We start from the raw sequence: 19,743 nt of genomic DNA, 5'->3' as shown, positions 1-19,743 counted from the left end.
TTAGCTGTTTACAAATTCATTAATCGGGTCGGTCCCGGCCCGTGGATCACCCCCGGCTCCTTTCTTTCCCGTCCGGTCCGCAGATCACACCGCCTCGGACCTCTTTCTCTCCCGTCCGGTCCCGGACGGACCGGCGGATCACTCCGCCCCGGGCCCGGCGATCACGCCGAAATGCTCCAGCGCCCGGCGGATTCCGTCGTCGTCGACCGACGCGGTCACCCAGTCGGCCGCCTCCAGGGCTTCGGCGCAGCCGTTGCCCATCGCCACCCCGATTCCGGCCGCACGCAACATCGGCACGTCATTGCCTCCGTCGCCGAAGGTCATGACCTCCGACAGGGCAATGCCGAAACGCCCGGCCAATTCGGTCACACCGGTCGCCTTGTCGATTCCGCGCAGATTCACATCGGCGAAAATCGGGCACCAGCGGCTGGACGAGAGCGACGGCAACTGCTCCATCACCCGCTTCTCGAGTTCCGGATCGATGTAGAAACACATCTGGCAGCAGTCACCGCGGTCGAACAGCCGCCGCAGGTCGACCGCCTGCGGAACCGGATGGGCAATCAGCCGGGACAACGCCTCGACAACGGGGGTTACGCGGTTGACGAAGATGCCGTCGTTCAACTCCAGCGCCATCGGGAAATTCCACGCCTCGGAGAGCTCCATGGCCCGTTCGAAGGCCTCGCGCGGGATCGGATGGCGCGTCACCACCTCGCCGTCGTTCATCACGCACTCGCAGCCGTTCAGGGCCACCACCCCGTCATACGGAATCGGGGCCAACGGTTCGAGATCGGTCACGGCGCGTCCCGTCGCGATGAAGAGGCGCACCCCGCCATCGTGCGCCCGACGGAGCGCCTCGACGGCCGACGCCGGCACCTCGTGCGTGCGGAAACTGATCAGCGTCCCGTCGACATCCAGAAAGACGGCCCGGATCATCGGCGGAAGTTTTTCATCGCCTTGTCCATCTCGCGGCGGGCGTCGTTCTCCTTCAGATACTCGCGTTTGTCGTACGACTTGCGGCCGCGGGCCAGCCCGACGGCCACCTTCACCAGTCCGCGCTCGTTCAGGAAGAGCCGCAGCCCGACGATCGTCAGTCCGCGGTCCTGTGAGGCGCGCTGAAGTTTCAACAGTTCGCGGCGTGTGAGCAGCAGCTTGCGATCGCGGCGCGGCACGTGGTTGTTGCACGTGCCCCAGGCATACTCGGCGATGTTGACGCCGCGGATCCACAGTTCGCCCTTGTCGAAATAGCAGAACGAGTCCACCATCGAGACCTTGCCCGCACGGATCGACTTGATCTCCGTGCCGACGAGCACGATGCCCGCAACGTACTCTTCGAGAATCTCATAGTCGAACGTTGCGCGCTTGTTCCGGATATTTATCTTCTTCTGTTCGTTCATATACTCAAAAACGGCATACAAATTGCGAAATCTCTCCGCGGGGGTGGGTAACGGTCAAGGTAACCAATTCTTTTATCTTTGATATGCTTTTACACATCTTTCTGTTTATTTTCTGTTTGCACACGGTATGCGCAGTGATGCGTGTACATTCCGCGGCCCGCCCCCTTTTTTCATAAAATCAGTCGGTCCAGTTTTTTGGCCATGGTGGCCTTCACCTGGTTGTAGTTGTTCATCCGCTGGAGGATGTCGTTCATCTCCGCCTCGGGGAGGGTCTCGTCTTTCAATCGGTCCGAGAGCTCCTTGATCAACGCCTGGACGACCTTCGACTTGTAGAGCGTCACGGCCTTCGGGACCCCGACAGCCAGCATCTCGGCTTCGCTCTCGACGTGGATCTCCTTGCGCTTCCACAATTCGCTGGGAACGTAGTTGTCGTCCGAGGTGAGGATGTCCACCGCCGCCGAGCAGACCTGCGGGTCGATGTGGTTCAGGAAGAGGTGCGCCGGCACCTCAACTCCCGGACCCGACAGCTCCCACTGTTCGCGGTAGACGGCCATGATCTTGGCATAGATCGGATTGCGGAAGACGATCTGGTCGTCGCTCAATTCGGAAAAGATCACCTCGGCAACGTTGCACGACACCATCGTGCGCCCCTCCTTGAAATCGAACGAGCAATGGCCGTACTTGAGCAGATACTTGACGATCTCGCGCTCCAGCGCCTCGAAACTGCTCCCCGCCTCAACCTTCTGCGCATACTCCGCCTCGGGGCGCTGGGGCTGAGCCGTTTCACGCTGCCGAGCCGCGGCCTGACGCCGCAGGAAATCGTCCGTCTCGCGGTCGCCCGACGTGGTGAGCCGTTTGCGGGCCACCTCGCCGATGAGGATCTGTTCGTCGATGTCCATGATCCGCGAACACTCCTTGATATAGACCGAACGCTGGATCGAATCGGGAATCTGCGCGATGGACTGCACCATGTCACCGATCAGGGCCGCCTTGCGGATCGGATCGCCCTGCGCATCCTGGAGCAGCAGCCGCGCCTTGAATTCGAGGAAATCCTGTTCGTTGGCGCGAATGTACTCCTGCACCTCGGCGGCCGTATGGCTGCGGGCGAACGAGTCGGGGTCCTCGGGTTCGGGCAGCAGCACCACCCGCACGTTCATCCCCTCCTTGAGAATCATGTCGATACCGCGCAGCGAGGCGTGGATGCCGGCCGAATCACCGTCGTAAATCACCGTGATGTTCTTCGTGAAGCGCCCCAGCAGGCGGATCTGCTCCGTCGTGAGCGACGTGCCCGACGAGGCGACGACATTCTCGATCCCGGCCTGGTGCATCGAGATCACGTCGAGATACCCCTCGACCATGATGGCGAAGTTCTGCTGCTGGATGGCCTTCTTGGCGAAGTAGAGGCCGTAGAGTTCGCGTTTCTTGCTGTAGATCTCGCTCTCGGGCGAGTTCTGGTACTTGGCCACCTGCTTGTCGGTGCGCAGCGTGCGGCCGCCGAAGGCGACGATCCGGCCCGAGATATTGTGCACGGGGAAGATCACCCGGTCGCGGAAGCGGTCGTAGAGCCCGCCGTTTCGCTCGCTCACCAGCGAGAGACCCGTCGAGAGGAGGAACTCCCGCTTGTAACCGGCCGCCAGGGCATCCTGCGACATCCGGTCACCCTTCGAGGGGCAGAATCCGAGACCAAACTTCTTGATCGTGGCATCGGTCAAACCGCGCTTCTGCCGGAAGTAGGCCAGACCGACGTTGATTCCTTCGGAGTCGCGGTGGAGGTAGTTGGCGAAGTATTCCGCGGCCCAGCCGTTGAGCACGAACATCGACTCGCGGTCGTCGTTGCGGCGGAGCTCCTCTTCGGTCATCGCCTCCTCCTTGACCTCGATCCCGTAGCGTTTGGCCACCATCTTCAGCGCCTCGGGGTAGCTCACCCCCTCCTGCTCCATGACGAACGTCACGGCATTGCCGCCCTTCCCGCAACCGAAACACTTGTACACGCCCTTCGAGGGGGAAACGACGAACGACGGGGTCTTCTCGTTGTGGAACGGACAGCAGGCGACATAGTTCACGCCCTTGCGTTTGAGCGTGACGTAGTCGCCGACGATATCAACGATATTGGCGGCGGCGTAGATGCGGTCAACTGTTTCGCGGTCGATCATAGCCCACAAAGGTACGAATAATCGGCCGAAAGCGGAGCGATTGCCGGCTAAAAATTACGCGCGGCACCCGCCCGGGCGTTACCGGAAAGCCGCCGCGACCCGCTCCCAGGAGGCGGATCCTCCCCACAAAAGCACCCCGCAGAGGCGCACTTTCGCCATTTTATCACTACCTTTGCGGCATGGACTTCAAACTCGTATCGGACTACGCCCCGATGGGCGACCAGCCGGAAGCGATCTCGCAGCTTGTCGGTTCGATCCGCCACGGCTCGAAACACAACGTCCTGCTCGGCGTCACGGGCTCGGGCAAGACCTTCACCGTGGCCAACGTCATCGCGCAGCTCAACCGCCCGACGTTGGTCCTGAGCCACAACAAGACCCTCGCGGCGCAGCTCTACGGCGAATTCCGCAACTTCTTTCCCGAGAATGCCGTCGAGTATTTCGTCTCCTACTACGACTACTACCAGCCCGAAGCCTATCTCCCCGCCTCGGACACCTACATCGAAAAGGATCTCTCGATCAACGCCGACATCGAGAAGCTGCGGCTGCAGACCGTGGCCACCCTGCTCTCGGGACGCCGCGACGTGGTGGTCGTCTCGAGCGTCTCGTGCCTCTACGGCGCGGGCAACCCGGCCGATTTCCATGCCACGGCCATCCACATCGAGGTGGGACAGGTCGTCAGCTACAAACAGTTCCTCTACAAGCTGGTCGAGGCACTCTACACCCGCACGGAACGCGATCTGGAGCCCGCGACCTTCCGCGTCAACGGCGACACGGTCGATATCATGGCGGCCTTCGGCGAATTCGGCAACCAGTGCTTCCGGGTGATGTTCTTCGACAACGAGATCGAGGCCATCCAGTCGATCGACCCCGTCACGGGACAGCGCATCCAGACGCTCGACTCGCTGACGCTCTACCCCACGAACCTCTTCGTGACGACCAAGGAGCGCATCAATACGGCCGTACAGCAGATCTACCTCGACCTGGGCAAGCAGATCGAGTTCTTCGAGAGCCAGGGGCGCATGGTCGAGGCGCAGCGCATCAAGCAGCGCGTGGAGTACGACCTGGAGATGATCAAGGAGCTGGGCTACTGCCCCGGCATCGAGAACTATTCGCGCTACTTCGACGGCCGCGCCGCCGGAACACGCCCCTTCTGCCTGCTGGACTACTTCCCGAAGGATTACCTGATGGTCATCGACGAGAGCCACGTCACGCTGCCGCAGGTCCACGCCATGTACGGCGGCGACCGTGCCCGCAAGGAGAATCTCGTGGAGTACGGCTTCCGGCTGCCGGCAGCCAAAGACAACCGCCCGCTGACCTTCGCCGAGTTCGAGCAGCTGCAGGGGACGACGATCTACGTCAGCGCCACGCCGGCCGACTGGGAGCTGATGAAGAGCGAAGGGGTGATTGCCGAACAGCTGATCCGACCCACGGGGCTCGTCGACCCGCCGCTGGAGGTGCGCGTGACGCTCAACCAGATCGACGACCTGATCGAGGAGATCGACAAGCGGGTCAGGAACGACGACAAGGTGCTCGTGACGACCATCACCAAACGCATGGCCGAGGAGCTTTCGAAATATTTCGACCGCGTGGGGGTGCGCAACCGCTACATCCATTCGGACGTCGACACGCTCGAACGCATCCAGATTCTCGAGGATCTGCGCAACGGGCTGTTCGACGTGCTGGTGGGCGTGAACCTGCTGCGCGAGGGACTGGACCTTCCGGAGGTGGCGCTGGTGGCGATTCTCGACGCCGACAAGGAGGGCTTCCTGCGCAACGTGCGGTCGCTGACGCAGATTGCCGGACGTGCCGCACGCCACTCGCAGGGCAACGTGATCCTCTACGCCGACACCTGCACCGAGTCGATGCGCTACGCCATCGAACAGAGCAACCGCCGCCGCGAAAAACAGGTCCGCTTCAACATGGAGCACGAGATGCTGCCGCGGCGTGCCCAGAAGAGCGGCGCGGGGCCGAGCAATCTGCTGGCCGGGCGCGAGACGGCCGAAGGCAACATCCCGACAGCCTACCCCATCATGGAGGAGCACTACGCCGTGGCCTCCGACGTGCAGAAGGGCTACACGGCCGGCTCGCCGACACCCGCTCTGGGCGAGAATCTCGACGAACTGATTGCCCGTGCCCGCGAGGACATGGAACGGGCGGCCAAATCGCTCGACTTCCTGGCCGCCGCGAAGTTCCGCGACCGGATGTACGAACTGCAGAAACTGCGCGAGGAGAACCAGCGATAGACATCGGGATCCAGTTCCGCCTATCCAACCGTCATTCCATACCCCCGCGTCAATCGAGATTCACAACAAACCCGATACATGCATGAAACGTTGCAAAATCACTATTCTGAAACGGACACTCCAGGAGGATCTCGCGCGTGAATATGCCGGGCCGGAATTCACCCGTTGCCCCATGATGCGCGAAGGCCAGGTTTTCTACGCCGACTATGCCAAGCCCGAAGGTTTCTGCGACGAGGCCTGGAAGGCCATCTACCAATATGTTTTCGCCCTTTCGCACGGCGCCGGCACATTCTACTACGGAGACTGGATCACGAAAGAGGGTGTGGCCATCTGCTCCTGCAACGACGGATTGCGTCCGGTCATCATGAAGATCGAGCGGACGGACGAGGAGTCTGAAATCAACTACGAGCCAATCCCCTGATAGCACCCGACGGCACGGTCAACCCTTTTCGGCGTGGCGGAAGGTGAAATACTTGGCCGCCAGAAAGCTGTATACCGTCGTAAGAAGCGTCGTGAGCACCTTGGCCGGGGTGGGCCAGATGCCGCACACCTCGACAAAGAATTTCAAGCCGGCATAGGTCAGCAGGATCGACCCCGCGATCGACAACAGATAGCGGAAGAGTTGCGTCCCCGCCCCTACGGGCGAGCGGCGGAAAGCCACGTAACGGTTAAGCCAGAATCCCACGAAAAAGGTGCAGGGAAAGACAAGGATCATCGCCGCAATGTGGGGCGAAAGGACGACGAAGCCCAGATCGAAATAGCGGTATCCGACCAGAAAGTTGTAGAGCAGCGAATAGCAGACCGGGTCGAAGACCAGGTAGGTGAAGCCTCCGCAAACGGCATAATGGAAGACCTGCCGGGGCAGGATGGCTGCGACGGGACGAATGTAGAAGCGGTCGATGCCGCGAATGATCCACTCCGAGAGACGCATTACCGGGCGGTATAGGTCCACATGCCGGGGAAACGCTCTTCGTGGGCACGGATATAGAGACGACACGCCTCCGCGTCATCCGATTCGAAGGGCGAGACCATGAATTTCGAACCGAAGCGGTAGATGCCGCACGTCACGGCCGGCTCCTTGGCCGAGGCTTCGGCCGCCGCCCGCCGCGCATTCCGTTCCGAACTGAAAACCCCCATCACGACATAGTTCCGGCCCGACACCAGACGGGAGGGCCCCGCCTCCGGCATCGGACGGCTGTCGTTGCGGACGGTCGTCTGCGGAGCTGCCGTCGGCTGTGAAGTTGCCGTCGGGGTTTGCACCGGGTGCACAGCCGTCGCCGGGGCTTGTTCCGCCAGACCCTGCAGCGCGGCCTGCTCCGACCCCGAGGCCGGCACGACGCTCTCCGACGAGGCAATCCCCGTCGTGGAGTCCGTCCCGGCCGAGGCTGCGGCCAACGAATCGGCGTCCGTTCTCACCGCCGCGTCCCGACGCTCTACGGCCCGATCCGCCACGGCACTCCGCATCTCCTGCCGCATCTCCCGTTCACCGAGCCACCACCAGGCCGTGAAACCCGCCACACAGACGATCGCCGCCACGCCGATCCACAGCACGGCATCGAACCGTCGCGGCGCCCGTACACGAACCGCCTCATGCCCCTGGGGGTTGAGCCGGCGGTCGAACGCCTCGTCGAGTTTGAAATTCTTGAACTGCAACACCCCGACGCCGACGATGGTCAACCGATCCTCCTCCCGGACCTGAGCCAGCCAGCGGTCGTAGACCTTCTGCGCCTCGGGACGCGGATCCTCGGGCCGTACGCCGTTGACCCGCAGCACGCGGCCGATCTCCTCGACGAGCGATAGGCCGCACTCCTGCGACGAGAACTGCACCGTCCGACAAGGCGGCACGACATGCCGGCGGTCGATCCGCCGGGCCGGTTGACGCTCGACGCGCAGCGAACCGACGCCGGGCAGGCAGATCGTTTTACCCCCGGCCAGCAGATTGCCCACGAGTCGGGCGACCTGTTCGGTCATCGGATTGGTGTTCATTTTCTGATCTTTTTATGATTCTTGCGGCTTTTCGCAACGGGACTCTCCTGTGCAGCGGGCTCCGCGGCCGAGTGCTGTTTTTCGGCCGGATGCCGTTTTGCGGCGGCAGCCGACGCGGCATGCTGCCCCGGGATGGAGGCCGCCGCAGCCGGGTGCTTCGCGCCCCGCCAGATCATGCAGACACCCAGCACGATGAAGGGAATGCTCAGCCACTGCCCCATGTCGAGGGCCCAGCCGACTTCGAACGACTCCTGCTCGGTCTTGATGAATTCGAGGAAGAAGCGCGTCAGGAAGACGCCGATCAGGCCGATGCCGAACAGTACGCCCGGATGGCGACGGGCCATGTCCTTGCGGTAATAGAGCCAGCAGAGGATGGCGAAGGTCACCACGTAGCAGAGCGCTTCGTAGATCTGCGTGGGATGGACGGCCGCCGGGGCATACTCGGTGACCCACTTGTGCGAGCGGACGAATTCGAAGCCCCAGGGCAGCGTGGTGGCGCGTCCGAAGATCTCCGAATTGAAGAGGTTGCCCATGCGGACGATTGCGCCGCCGATGCCGACCGGGATCATGATGCGGTCGAGCGACCAGACGTACGGAAGCCGGTTCTTGCGCGAGAAGAGCCACAGCCCGATCAGCAGGCCGATGGCGGCGCCGTGGCTGGCCATACCGCCGTCGCGGAAGCCCGTGATGATGGTCCACGGTTTGGAGAGATACTCCACGGGATCGTAAAAGAGGCAGTGGCCGAGACGGGCGCCGAGGATCGTGGCGATCGTGCCGTAGACGAAGATCGACTCCGAAACCTTCGACGGAAGGCCCTCGCGTTTGCAGAAGTTGTCGAAGAATTTGGCGCCGATCAGGATGGCCAGTGCCCACATCAGTCCGTAATAGCGGATATCGAACGTGCCGATCCGGAACAACACCGGATCGAAATCCCATACGACGGTAAGCGGTTGTATCATCAAAGGTATCTGTAACATCTATTCAAGTCATGATTGGTTCTCCGCCGCCCGGAGGTCGAGCCGATCCCGACCGACGGGCGGATGGTCCGGCAGACTATTTGATATCCTGCAGGTTGACCTTCTTGAGCGTGAAGGAGAAGGTGCTGCCCACACCCGGTTCGCTGCGCACGGTGATGCGTTCGCCGTGAGCCTCGATGATGTGTTTGACGATGGCCAGACCGAGTCCCGTACCGCCCTGTTCGCGCGAACGTCCCTTGTCCGTGCGGTAGAAGCGCTCGAAGACGCGCGGCAGATCCTCCTTGCCGATGCCCAGACCGTTGTCTTCGACCTCGACGAGGATCTTGTCCAGCATGTCGCGGAAACGGATGCGCGTCAGACCGCCCTCCTTGCCGTAGCGGATCGAGTTGATAATCAGGTTGACGAAGACCTGGCCGATGTAGTGTTTGTCGGCCATGACCCAGAAGGGCGACGGCAGGTTGTCGGCCCCCTTGACCGAGATCTTGATCCCCTTCTTGTCGGCCTCCATCTCGGCCTGATCGGCAATCTCCTTGGCCAGCGCCACAACGTCGAACTGCTCCATGTCGAGCTTGTTCATGCTGCTCTCGAGTTTCGAGATCGTATCCAGGTCGTTGACGATATTGATCAGCCGGTCGATGCTCTTTTCGGCGCGTTCGAGGTACTTGCGGTTGATGAGTTCATCCTCCAGACCGCCGTCCAGCAGCGTCGAGATGTAGCCCTGCACGTTGAAGATCGGGGTCTTCAGTTCGTGGGCCACGTTGCCCAGATACTGTTTGCGGAACTGCTCGGCCTCCTTCAGGCGGGCGATCTCCCGGTCGTTGGTATCGGCCCAGGCGGTGAGCTCCTCGCCGATGTTCTCGACCTTCTTGTCCTGCAGTTCGGAGAAGATCTCCCGGGTATGGACATCGCGCGAAAGAACGATCGAATAGATGGGTTTGAGCTTGTAGGCCACGTACTTGCGGATGATGAACAGCGCCGCCAGCGCCACGACGACAAAGACGCCGGCCGCCACACAGAGCGTCAGCCACCATACGACGTCGAGCAGAATCATGACCACGGCCACCAGAACCGCAGCCAGCAGGGCGATCCACAACGAGGCGCCCTCCTTAGTCTTGATGGTTACCATAGGCTTACTTCATGTAGTTTTGCATCAGTCGGGCGATGTACTTGCCGATGATGTCGAATTCGAGATTGACGACCGTTCCCACCTCGATGCGGCAGAAATTGGTGTGCTCGAAGGTGTAGGGGATGATGGCCACGCGGAACGAGTCGGGCGTGGGGTCGCAGACCGTCAGGCTCACGCCATTGACCGTCACCGAGCCCTTCTCCACGGTGCAGAGCCCTCCGCCGCGGGGGTCGTAGCGGAAGGTGAAGTACCAGCTGCCGTCGGCATCCTCCTTGGCCGTGCAGAGGGCCGTCTGGTCGACATGTCCCTGGACGATATGGCCGTCGAGCAGTGCGTCGGGTTTCATCGAGCGCTCGACATTGACCAGATCGCCCACCTTGAGCAGTCCGAGGTTGCTCCGGTCGAGGGTCTCCTTCATGGCCGTGACGGTATAGGTATCCCCGGCGATGTCCACTACCGTCAAACATACGCCGTTATGTGCTATGCTCTGGTCGATTTTAAGCTCCTTGCAGAAAGGAACCCGCAGGGTAAAATCCTTGTTCTGACGGTCCGAGCGGATGGCGACTACCTCCGCCGTACCTTCCACGATACCTGAAAACATACGTTCAACTGTTGATTATCAATTTGCCTTTTACCTTGTACACGGAGACTATGTCGCTCGTATCCAGCAGGATATCGTCATAATTCTCCCGATCGCCGGCCACCAGGCGGACTTTTCCCGCCTCATCGGCGGACCGAACTATGCGCAAAGTTACAATTTTTCGGCTGACAATCACATACTCTTCGCCCGGAATAATTGCATCGGGGTCGACGGTCTTGAGCAGCACGACGGTTCCGGGAGGAACGCAGGCCCCCATGGCGCGGCCCGAATAGGACATGGCCAGATCGCACTCCCCGACGGGTGGAACGATCAGATTGCATTGTGCCTCGAGCCGGTCGAGATTAGCAATTCCCTGTTCGACATCGACGCCGTAATAGGGAATCTGAGGGCCCCGCAACCGTTCGTCGGCAAACATTTGCCCTTCGCCGGTCAGCAGCCAGAGTTTGTCGATCTGAGGGAATTTGGCAACGATACGATCCGCCACATCGAGCGAAATGCCGTTGTTGCCGCGCTTGATCTGATAGAGGTTTTCGCCCCGTGCAAGGCCGATATAGCGTGCAAAATAGTTGGTCGACATATTCGCCCACTTGATCACCGCCTCAATCCTGAGCCAATTATTCTGCTTTTCTCGCATTTTTTTTCGTTAATTTAATTTTTTTTGTATCTTTGCAGTCCCGGTCCCGTAGTTCAATGGATAGAATACAAGATTCCGGTTCTTACGATATGGGTTCGATTCCCGTCGGGACTACCAGGCACAGATGTGAAGCAATTCGCATCTGTGCTTTTTTTTGTTGTGAAGTCCGCATGCTTTTGTTTTGGAATTCAGGCATATTCAACATCCATGGCAACCTAACAACAAATTTACAAAATTAATAACAAATTTCTTACCAACAATAAAAAAATAGCACATTTGATCGCGTAAGTAGCACGTTCAAACACGCATTCCGGCAGGAAGTGCACCCTGACTGCCGGTTCCGGAGAGGCTCTCCTATAAAATATAAAATATACGAACAATCGGGGAAGGATTCCACACATCCACATCTGCCGCCTCATCCCGCGACGTTCCGAATGCGCCGGGATGCGGGAGAATTCAGCATCTAAAAGAGCACCCGCACACCCAGACGCAGCGTCAGGGACAACGGGGCATCGGAGCGCGACGTACGCAACTCCGTATCGGTCAGATACCACGAGACCTCCGGTTCGAAATAGAGTCCGACATAGTCGGCCAGACGATACTGGGCGCCGACAGCGGCCAGCAGCGACCATTGCAGGGCAGCCTCATCGACGGTCTGGCTGCCGAATTTTGCCGCGATGCACTTTTCAGCCATTCCGCCGGCTCCGAGATAGGCCGTCAGAGGCCCCCGCTCAACGAACTGCCAGTTCATGCGGAGCGGGATTCCGACGAAGTGCAGCTTCTGGCTCACATCGTCCGACGAATAGGGCAGCCGCACGCCCGAGCGCAACAGCGTGTAGACTACCCCGCTCTCGAGTGAGAAGCGGTGCGGAAGCTCCTTGCGGACGGTCAGTCCGAAACTCAGCGGGAGGTGGTGCCGGAAGGAACTCTTGTCGTAATCGCGGCGCTGCATGGGCTGCAGGTTGTTGCCGTTGCCGACGAGCGACACGGCATCATTGGCCATCATGGAGGAGCTCCGCAGCGGTGAGCCCTGCAATCCGTTTCCACCCGACGTACCGCCCCCGGCAAAGAGCGAGAGTGACGTCCGCGATTCGCGGGGCCGCTCCCCGGCAAAGCTCTCCGCAAAGGCGACGAACGAGCCGGCATCGCGACGCGCCGCCGTCTTGTTCCGCCCCGCTCCCCGGGCTGCGCGGGGCTTCGAGTCGGATGCGGCCGAATTTATGCGGGATTGCACAGCCTCGCCGTTTCGGGCGCCGGCATCGTTTCGGGCGTCGGCACCGTTTCGGGCGCCGGCATCGTTTCGGGCGTCGGCCCCGTTTCGGGCGTCGGCACCGTTTCGGGCCTCAACGCCCCCCTGCGCACCGGTCGGGCTCTGTGCATCGGTCGGGCTCTGTGCTTCGGTCCGGGTCTGCGCTTCGGTCCGGTTCTGCGCTTCGGCCCGGGTCTGTGCAGAAACACGGCCCCGGGAATCCGCTCCGGTGTCCCCGTCCATCCGGGAACTCCCGACGGACGAATCGTCGGTCGTCCCGGCAAGAGACTCCTGCATCGGGGAGTTCGGGTCCGCCGCCGATTCCGACCGGAGCGCCAGCAGCGCTGCTGCAGACTTCTGCCCGACCGTTTGATCCGGTCCCTGCGACCACCCCGTGGCGCGGGCAACCGTCTCCCGCACCGACTCCGACTCATGCGGGCGGTTCTCCGCCACCACATCGGATCCAAACGCCGGTTGCCGGGAGATTCCGTCCTCCCCCGACGCCGGCAACTGTTTCCCGGCCGCCGACCCCGAGGCCGACAACCGGGACCGATCGACCGCAGAGTCACCCGCCACCGTCATCGAGGCCAGAAGCGGATCCTCGAAGTCCCCCAACTCCCTGTTTCCGGAGCGCCACAGGAGCTCTCCCGCGACGACGGCAATCAGTACGACGGCGGCCGCGGCGACAATCCGCGGTCCATGGATCCTCCATCCGTTTTTGCGGGGCAGCGGCATGCCGGGCTCCGGCACGTGCGGTTCACGCCCCTCGAGTTCGCGTTGCAGACGCTCCCAACTCCCTTCCGAAGGGGAGATTTCGGCGTCGCGCAGCGTACTGCGCAGGACATCGGTCCAATCGGTATTTCGTTTCATCTTCATCATTCGTGCGTCTCCAAATAGGTTCTGATCCGGCGGGCCAGCAGACTCCGGGCCCGGAACAGCTGCGACGAGGAGCTCTTCTCGTTGATTCCCAGCAGGCGGGCGATCTCGCGATGCGGCAGTCCCTCGATGCAGTAGAGGTTGAACACCGTGCGGTAGCCGTCCGGGAGCTCCGCGACGAACTCCATCAGCACCTCGCGCGGCACGCGGGCCACCTCTGCGGCCTGCGGTTCGGCCAGCGTATCGGCAACACGCCCCTCGTCGAGGGGGAGTGTCCCGAGGCGGTTGCGCGTACGGAGCCACTCGAGGGCCACGTTGACCGTGATGCGTTCGATCCAAGCCCGCAGCGACCCCTTGCCGCGAAACGTAAAGCGGTCGAACGCGCCGTAGATCTTCAGGAAGGCATCGTGCATGAGATCCTCACCTGTCGCACGGTCGCCGACGTATCGCACGCAGATGGCCAGCAACCGGCCCGCATAGCGATCATACAGTTCTCTGCGAGCCGCATTATCGCCCCGTCTGCACCCTTCGGCCAGTATCTCTTCGTCCATCTGCATCGGTCGTTCCACCTTTTAAATGCGGCGGCGGGGAAAAGACTGCGCCGGAGCATGAAAAAAATATTTCCGACATGCAGTATTCGGCCGTCGCGCCGTTTTAAGAGCGAAAGGTAACACAAAATAGAGAAATTATGAAAAAATTCGGTTTATTCCTGCTGGGAGCGCTGACGATGCTGGGTGTCACCTCCTGCAACGACGATGACGGCGACTACCCGCGCAACACCCCGCTGATCACGACCGTCTGCCCGCTCGAGGGCGGTGACTACTGTTTCGAGCGCGACAACGGCGACCGTCTCTACCCGAGCGACAAGTCGCGCGTGCCGGGCTACAAACCCGACGGGGATCAGAAACAGCGCGCCATCATCTGGTTCTCGCTGCTCGACCAGACCATCCCGGGCTATCGCTACAACATCGCCCTCTACGCCGTGGAGGAGATCTACACGGGCACCTCGGAGGTGGTCAGCGATGCCTCACGCCTGGCCGAACTGGGCGATGCCAAGACGGGTTATACCGTGGGGACGTTCAACCTCTCGGAGTCGTGGCTGACCTTCTACGCCCTCTATTCGTGCCGCTACAACTCGAAGCACACCTTCACGCTGGCCGTGGACAAGAGCGGCACGACGGAGTTCAAGGAGAGCAAGGAGGGTTACCTCGACGTCGTGGTGCTGCACGATGACCAGGACGATCAGGGCGGCCCCGACTGCGGATTCTACATTTCGTTCGACCTCACGCCCCTGGCCGCCGAACTCGAGGGCAAGGAGGGTATCAACCTGCTGATCCCGACGCGCGAAAACGGCAACCAGGAGATCAAGCTGCGATTCGCTGCCCCGCGCGGGGAGTAGCCACTTCGCCGCGGCAGCCGATCCGGTCCGTCAGCCCTCGGGGCCGACGGGCCGGATTTTTTAGCACCCGCACCCTCCCGGATTCGTCGAAAAAGCGTATATTTGCATCATGTCCATCGTACGCAACACCGAAAGCGATCTCGATTTCGAGAACAAGATCCGTCCGCAGGAGCTGGAGAACTTCTCCGGACAGGACAAGATTGTCGACAACCTGCGGGTCTTCATCAAGGCGGCGCTCATGCGCGGCGACTCGCTCGACCACGTCCTGCTGCACGGACCTCCGGGTCTGGGCAAGACCACCCTTGCAAACATCATCGCCAACGAGATGGGGGCGCAGCTGCGCGTGACCTCGGGCCCCGTGCTGGACAAGCCGGGCGACCTGGCCGGCCTGCTGACGAACCTCAATCCGGGCGACGTGCTCTTCATCGACGAGATCCACCGCCTGAGCCCCATCGTCGAGGAGTATCTCTACTCGGCCATGGAGGACTTCAAGATCGACATCGTGCTCGACAAGGGCCCCTCGGCCCGCTCGATCCAGATCGAACTGGCCCCCTTCACGCTCATCGGCGCCACGACGCGCAGCGGCCTGCTGACCTCGCCGCTCCGGGCGCGTTTCGGCATCCAGTGCCATCTGGAGTACTACGACGTCCCTGTTCTGGCCGGCATCGTACGGCGTTCGGCGCGGATTCTCGACGTCTCGATCGACGACGATGCCGCCCGTGAGGTGGCCTTGCGTTCGCGCGGCACGCCGCGTATCGCCAACGCCCTGCTGCGCCGCGTGAGGGACTTCGCCATGGTCAAGGGCGAGGGACACATCGACCTGGAGATCACGCGCATCGCCCTCTCGGCGCTGAACATCGATTCGCGGGGTCTGGACCAGATGGACAACAAGATTCTGGGGACGATCATCGAGAAATTCAACGGCGGGCCGGTCGGACTGAACACCGTGGCAACGGCCGTCGGCGAGGAGGCCGGCACGATCGAGGAGGTCTACGAGCCGTTCCTCATCAAGGAGGGTTTTCTCAAACGCACGCCGCGGGGCCGCGAGGCGACACCGCTGGCCTGGGAGCATCTGGGCTTCACGCCGCCCGGCAGCGGCGACTCCACCCTCTTCTGACCGCCTCCGACCGGACGAAAACAGCCCCGGACACCATGCCGGCCCCGAACTGCCGCGCCGCCGGCTCGACAGACCCCGAACAAGACTGAAAACCGATCTGACCGCAAAATGGACCTTCGACACCTCCACCTGCACCGGATCCACCTCATCGCATCCGTCGGGCTGCTGCTGGGCACTCCCGCCCTGCTGCACGCCGCGCCCGACAATCCGAAATCGGCAACCCCGCCGCCCGCCGCCGAGATCCGGGCCACAACAACGGCCTCCACCGCAGTCTCCGCCGCCACCTCCAACGGACAGCAAATCCTCGCGGAGTCGGTCTCCGAGGCGCCGGTTCAGCGGCCCTGGCTGGTTCCACGCAACCGCCCGCAGCACACCTTTTTTGTCGATGCCAGCTATCTGGCCCTGCTATTTACCCTTCATTTCCAGACCTTTGACTCGGGTTCGCTCAACGAGGGGCTGAGCCTCACGGCCGGCTACAACTGGACCTCGCGCCGGGGTCTGGGCGTGGGCGTGATCTACTCCGGAGGCTTCTTCTCGGCCCGACGCAGCGGCCTCCTCAGCACGGCCCGTCTGCACTACGTCGCTCCGGAATTCGTGGCCCGGCAACGGGCCGGACGCCGCTGGCTTTTCCGCGAGGCGGTCGGCATCGGATATGGACGCTACGCGCGCAGCTACGACGGAAATCGCGCCGGACGCGGCGGCGTCGGGCTGCACGAACGGGCGTCGGTCGAATTCATGGCAACACGCTGGATGGGCCTGTCGCTCGGATTCGGCGGCGAATGGATCCTTACCGGCGCCCCGGATGTGGGCGACGGCGTGGAGTTCAATCTGGTGGGATTGCTCACCTTTCATGTCGGAGGCGGCGTGCGTTTTTATTTCTAAAAAAATTGCCCAAAAATCTAAAAAAATTTACATTCTGCGCGATAATTGTTATATTTGCCGTTAACCGAATTGAAAACAAAGACTCAGAACGGTAAACAGATGGATACCAAATCGAAACTCGACGAAGCGGCGCTGCGCTACCACAGCGAAGGGCAACCCGGCAAGATCGGTGTCGTGCCCACCAAACCCTATCAAACCCCCTACGATCTGTCGCTGGCCTATTCGCCGGGCGTTGCAGCCCCCTCGCGAGCCATTGCGGCCAATCCCGACGACGTCTATACCTACACCGGCAAGGGCAACCTCGTGGCCGTGATCTCGAACGGAACGGCCGTACTCGGACTGGGCAACATCGGCCCGCTGGCCGGAAAGCCCGTCATGGAGGGCAAGTGCATGCTCTTCAAGACCTACGCCGGCATCAACGCCTTCGACATCGAGGTCGATGCCACCGATCCCGACGAGTTCGTGCGTGCGGTGAAGGCCATCGCCCCCACCTTCGGCGGCATCAACCTCGAGGATATCAAGGCCCCGGAGTGCTTCGAGATCGAGACCCGCCTGCGCGAGGAGCTCGACATCCCGCTCATGCACGACGACCAGCACGGTACGGCCATCATCACCTCGGCGGCCCTGATCAACGGCGCCAAGATCGCCGGCAAGGAGATTTCGCAGCTGCGCGTGGTCGTCAACGGCGCAGGAGCCGCCGCCATCGCCTGCGCGAAACTCTTCATCGCCCTGGGCGTCCGTCATCAGAACGTGACGCTCTGCGACAGCCACGGCGTAGTGACGATCTACCGCGAAGACCTCAACCGCATGAAACGCGAATTCGCCACCACACGCCGCATCTCGACGCTGGCCGAAGCGGTCGAAGGGGCCGACGTCTTCCTGGGCGTCTCGAAGGCCGACACGCTGAAGCCCGAAATGCTGCGGACGATGGCCGAGAACCCGATCGTCATGGCGCTGGCCAACCCCGATCCGGAGATCGCCTACGAAACGGCCATGGCCTCGCGTCCGGACATCATCTTCGCCACGGGACGTTCCGACTATCCCAATCAGGTGAACAACGTGCTGGGATTCCCCTACATCTTCCGCGGAGCGCTCGACGTCCGGGCCACGAAGATCAACGAGGCAATGAAGCTGGCCGCCGCCCATGCGCTGGCCGAACTGACCCGCGAACCCGTTCCGGAGTCGGTGCTCAAGGCCTACGGGGTGGAGAGTCTGGAGTTCGGACGCAGCTACCTGATTCCCAAGCCGCTGGATCCGAGGCTGCTGCCGCGCATCTCGACGGCCGTGGCGCGTGCTGCCGTCGAATCGGGCGTCGCACGCCGTCCGATCACCGACTGGGAAGCCTATGCCGAGGAGTTGCGCAAACGGGTCGAAAAATAGTCCGACCGACAAACAGAAAAGGCAGGAATCCGTTGGTTTCCTGCCTTTTTTCATCGCCTCCGCACCGGGAGTCCCTGCACCGGGAGAGGGTCAGTTCTTCGCGTGGACAGACCCGTCCGCCGGCGACTGCTCCGGTGCCTGAGCGGTGGATGGAGCCGGAGCGGTGGATGGAACCGGAGCGGTGGAGGGAGCCGGAGCGGTGGAGGGAGCCTGAACGGTGGAGGGAGCCTGAACGGTGGAGGGAGCCGGAGCGGCCGTTCCCTCCGCGGTGAGCGAATTGCGTCCGGAGGCAACAACCGCCATGCGGTCGCGATAGAGGTCGGCCACGGTCGTGGCGGCATCGTCGATCGAGACGCGGGAGGTGTTCACCGTCAGGTCGTAGCGGTGCGGATCGCCCCAGCGTTCGCCGGTATAGTATTCATAGTGGGTCCTTCGGTTGCGATTCACGCGCCGCACCTCGGCTTCGGCCGCGTCTGGGGCGATTCCATACTCCTCGACGCATCGCCGGCAGGCACTCTCCAGATCGGTGCAGCAGAAAACCCGCACGGCACGAGGTTCGTCGCGCAGCACAAAGTCGGCGCAGCGCCCGACAAGGACGCACGATTCGCGCGCGGCCAGCTCCTGGACGATCCGGCTCTCGGCCACGAACAGCACGTCGTCGGGCGAGAGACTGTGATCCATCCGCGCGCCGTTCGACTGGGCGAAGATGCACTTGAGCCAGAACGACGGAATCGACTGCTCGTTGTGGAGGATATACGCCTCGTCCATACCGCTCTTCTGCGCTGCCAGGCGGATAAACTGATTGTCGTAGAGGGGAATATGCAGCATCGAGGCCAGTTTTTCGCCCAACTGATGTCCGCCGCTGCCATACTCGCGGGCGATCGTGATGACGACCGGCTGCGGGGAGTCGGCCGCCGGGGCTGCGGATTCCCCCTCCGGAGCCGTTCCTTCACCCCCGATCCAACGGTCGAAGATGCGGTAGAAGGGGGTGATGAAGTGGACGATCGGGCCGACGATCAGTGCGGCGGTGACCGTACCCTCGCGCACGCCCGAGATGTTGGAGAGGAAGACGAGCGAAAGGAGACAGGTCAGAATCACGAGCGTGACGTCAAAGGCCAGCTTGACATAGCCGAATTCGCGGCGCAGCCGTCGCGAGATGGCCCGCACGAAGTACTCGCCGGCGGCCATGGCGATGTTGACCTTCACCTCGAGGGCGATGCCGACGGCCAGCACGACGCAGCCGATGAGCAGGCTGACGATCTTGGCCGCATAGGCTTCGGGCGTGAGCCAGAAGAGGGCCGACATCGAACAGTCGATGAACGTACCGAAGAAGAGCGTGACGGGAATCTGCAGCAGGAAGATCCGCCGATCGGTCTTCAGGTCGGCACGCGTCATGAAGGGGAGTTCGAGAAGCATGAACACCAGATTGAGGATAATGGTCCACTGGCCCATGGTCATCGGGGTGAACATGCTCAGAACGTAGGTAACGCTCGTAATGGGGGAGGTTCCCAGCAGGGCTTTGGTGATCAGCGCAATACCGAAGGCGTTGATGAACAATGCCACGACGAAGAGCAGATAGCGCCGAAAAAGCAGTCGGGTTTGGGTTTTCATGTCTGGACTTGAATGATATCAAGGCGCAAAATTCGTCTTTTCTTCCGAAATTCGGATCGGAAAGGAGCGACCGAAACTGGTATAATCCGAAACAAAAGCGTACCTTTGAGGTCGA

18 protein-coding genes and 1 tRNA gene are annotated in these 19,743 nt (G+C 61.8%); 7 read left to right on the top strand and 12 right to left on the bottom strand.

The annotated features are described in order from the left end of the window. Positions 1 to 138: 138 nt before the first annotated feature. From B5E60_RS00320 to dnaG, 3 genes are all read right to left on the bottom strand, one after another. Positions 139 to 933 (bottom strand): Cof-type HAD-IIB family hydrolase, encoded by a 795-nt coding sequence (locus tag B5E60_RS00320; RefSeq protein ID WP_087308898.1) that lies wholly within the window; start codon positions 931 to 933, stop codon positions 139 to 141. Beyond that, on the bottom strand, positions 930 to 1,394 hold the full coding sequence (gene smpB, locus B5E60_RS00315; protein WP_087308897.1) for an SsrA-binding protein SmpB: 465 nt from the start codon (positions 1,392 to 1,394) through the stop codon (positions 930 to 932). Before smpB ends, B5E60_RS00320 begins: the two co-directional genes overlap by 4 nt. Positions 1,395 to 1,564: 170 nt before the next feature. Further along, complete coding sequence (gene dnaG / locus B5E60_RS00310) at positions 1,565 to 3,547, bottom strand: DNA primase (RefSeq protein WP_087308896.1); 1,983 nt, start codon at positions 3,545 to 3,547, stop codon at positions 1,565 to 1,567. 179 nt (positions 3,548 to 3,726) lie between these two features. On the opposite strand from dnaG, the gene uvrB reads away from it, so the two are divergent. After that, positions 3,727 to 5,790, top strand: a complete 2,064-nt coding sequence (gene uvrB / locus B5E60_RS00305) for an excinuclease ABC subunit UvrB (protein ID WP_087308895.1) — start codon at positions 3,727 to 3,729, stop codon at positions 5,788 to 5,790. Between the two features lie 82 nt (positions 5,791 to 5,872). Next, positions 5,873 to 6,211 (top strand): TIGR04076 family protein, encoded by a 339-nt coding sequence (locus B5E60_RS00300; protein ID WP_087308894.1) that lies wholly within the window; start codon positions 5,873 to 5,875, stop codon positions 6,209 to 6,211. 18 nt (positions 6,212 to 6,229) lie between these two features. Here the strand turns inward: B5E60_RS00300 and B5E60_RS00295 are convergent, their stop codons facing one another. From B5E60_RS00295 to B5E60_RS00270, 6 genes are all read right to left on the bottom strand, one after another. Beyond that, positions 6,230 to 6,721, bottom strand: a complete 492-nt coding sequence (locus tag B5E60_RS00295) for a GtrA family protein (RefSeq protein WP_087308893.1) — start codon at positions 6,719 to 6,721, stop codon at positions 6,230 to 6,232. Next, complete coding sequence (locus tag B5E60_RS00290) at positions 6,721 to 7,776, bottom strand: hypothetical protein (RefSeq protein WP_239403134.1); 1,056 nt, start codon at positions 7,774 to 7,776, stop codon at positions 6,721 to 6,723. The genes B5E60_RS00295 and B5E60_RS00290 overlap by 1 nt, the downstream gene beginning before the upstream one ends. Then, positions 7,773 to 8,735 (bottom strand): prolipoprotein diacylglyceryl transferase, encoded by a 963-nt coding sequence (gene lgt / locus B5E60_RS00285; protein ID WP_087308892.1) that lies wholly within the window; start codon positions 8,733 to 8,735, stop codon positions 7,773 to 7,775. Before lgt ends, B5E60_RS00290 begins: the two co-directional genes overlap by 4 nt. A 94-nt stretch (positions 8,736 to 8,829) precedes the next feature. Beyond that, positions 8,830 to 9,879: a sensor histidine kinase gene (locus B5E60_RS00280; protein WP_087308891.1), complete on the bottom strand. Its 1,050-nt coding sequence runs from the start codon at positions 9,877 to 9,879 to the stop codon at positions 8,830 to 8,832. A gap of 4 nt (positions 9,880 to 9,883) precedes the next feature. Beyond that, positions 9,884 to 10,480 (bottom strand): riboflavin synthase, encoded by a 597-nt coding sequence (locus B5E60_RS00275; RefSeq protein WP_087308890.1) that lies wholly within the window; start codon positions 10,478 to 10,480, stop codon positions 9,884 to 9,886. A 4-nt stretch (positions 10,481 to 10,484) separates the two neighbouring features. Continuing rightward, complete coding sequence (locus B5E60_RS00270; protein ID WP_087308889.1) at positions 10,485 to 11,114, bottom strand: hypothetical protein; 630 nt, start codon at positions 11,112 to 11,114, stop codon at positions 10,485 to 10,487. Positions 11,115 to 11,156: 42 nt separating this feature from the next. Between B5E60_RS00270 and B5E60_RS00265 the strand changes: the two genes are divergently transcribed. Beyond that, positions 11,157 to 11,231, top strand: a tRNA-Arg gene (locus B5E60_RS00265). Positions 11,232 to 11,577: 346 nt separating this feature from the next. Here B5E60_RS00265 and B5E60_RS00260 read toward each other — a convergent pair. Next, positions 11,578 to 13,239, bottom strand: a complete 1,662-nt coding sequence (locus B5E60_RS00260) for a hypothetical protein (RefSeq protein ID WP_087308888.1) — start codon at positions 13,237 to 13,239, stop codon at positions 11,578 to 11,580. Next, on the bottom strand, positions 13,239 to 13,790 hold the full coding sequence (locus B5E60_RS00255) for an RNA polymerase sigma factor (protein WP_087309071.1): 552 nt from the start codon (positions 13,788 to 13,790) through the stop codon (positions 13,239 to 13,241). The genes B5E60_RS00260 and B5E60_RS00255 overlap by 1 nt, the downstream gene beginning before the upstream one ends. Positions 13,791 to 13,927: 137 nt before the next feature. On the opposite strand from B5E60_RS00255, the gene B5E60_RS00250 reads away from it, so the two are divergent. The 4 genes from B5E60_RS00250 to B5E60_RS00235 all read left to right on the top strand — a co-directional run bounded on the left by B5E60_RS00250 (position 13,928) and on the right by B5E60_RS00235 (position 18,017). Continuing rightward, a complete protein-coding gene (locus B5E60_RS00250) occupies positions 13,928 to 14,638 on the top strand; it encodes a NigD1/NigD2 family lipoprotein (protein WP_087308887.1) in 711 nt (236 codons plus the stop codon). A 109-nt stretch (positions 14,639 to 14,747) separates the two neighbouring features. Next, complete coding sequence (gene ruvB / locus B5E60_RS00245) at positions 14,748 to 15,755, top strand: Holliday junction branch migration DNA helicase RuvB (RefSeq protein WP_087308886.1); 1,008 nt, start codon at positions 14,748 to 14,750, stop codon at positions 15,753 to 15,755. 108 nt (positions 15,756 to 15,863) lie between these two features. Next, entirely contained in the window at positions 15,864 to 16,637 is a 774-nt protein-coding gene (locus B5E60_RS00240) for a hypothetical protein (RefSeq protein ID WP_087308885.1), read from the top strand. Between the two features lie 99 nt (positions 16,638 to 16,736). Continuing rightward, positions 16,737 to 18,017 carry a malic enzyme-like NAD(P)-binding protein gene (locus tag B5E60_RS00235; protein ID WP_087309070.1) on the top strand — a complete coding sequence of 427 codons (1,281 nt, stop codon included), beginning with the start codon at positions 16,737 to 16,739 and terminating at the stop codon, positions 18,015 to 18,017. Positions 18,018 to 18,107: 90 nt separating this feature from the next. On the opposite strand, the gene B5E60_RS00230 is transcribed toward B5E60_RS00235, so the two are convergent. Further along, the gene (locus B5E60_RS00230; protein ID WP_204246421.1) at positions 18,108 to 19,628 is read right to left on the bottom strand and encodes a cytidylate kinase family protein; all 1,521 of its coding nucleotides are present in this window, start codon (positions 19,626 to 19,628) and stop codon (positions 18,108 to 18,110) included. Positions 19,629 to 19,743 lie beyond the last annotated feature (115 nt).

The organism is Alistipes sp. An116 (assembly GCF_002161005.1).
Taxonomy (GTDB): Bacteria; Bacteroidota; Bacteroidia; order Bacteroidales; family Rikenellaceae; genus Alistipes; species Alistipes megaguti.
Note: the sequence above shows the minus strand (reverse complement) of the source record. Positions and strands in the feature narration are given on the sequence as shown.